Origin of the sequence: Gilliamella sp. Pas-s25 (assembly GCF_009795885.1) — a bacterium.
GTDB lineage: Bacteria > Pseudomonadota > Gammaproteobacteria > Enterobacterales > Orbaceae > Gilliamella.
In genome coordinates, this window is the sequence record NZ_WTEV01000091.1 from 1 (window position 1) to 404 (window position 404).

Annotated in this window: 2 protein-coding genes; both read right to left on the reverse strand. The window is 28.5% G+C overall.

All coding sequences use genetic code 11. The features are described from left to right. On the reverse strand, positions 1-136 hold a 136-nt coding region (locus tag GQ593_RS14380), incomplete at its 3' end, for a DUF6531 domain-containing protein (protein ID WP_442903623.1). 65 nt (positions 137-201) lie between these two features. Next, on the reverse strand, positions 202-404 hold a 203-nt coding region (locus tag GQ593_RS13955), incomplete at its 5' end, for a hypothetical protein (RefSeq protein WP_237397778.1).

The following is a 404-nucleotide window of genomic DNA, read 5'->3' on the forward strand; positions in this document are numbered from 1 at the left end:
TGTGATGGTCTTCAGTAAAGGTAAGGCTATGACAAAGCGTGTGGCTCCAACCATAACCTAATCCATTATTGAACTCAACGGCACTAGTTCGGTAAAGCCGTTGCCAAACCAAAAAACTGTAAATACACAAATTTATTTACAGGGTTCTGTCGAAGTAATAAGATATTTTGCTATAAGATAGTAAAGGTTAATACTTTGAAGCTATACTACATAATTTTTATATGCAATATTACCTTTTTCACTACTTCTAAAATAATTTTTGGAAAAGACATATTCTAAAAAATTAGAATAAATATTATTCAGATCTAGCTGATTAATATTTCTATTTTTTAATTTGACAATTAATTCTTGATATCTGTTAATAATATCAACTTCATGGTGTGTAATATAATCTCGAAACTCTA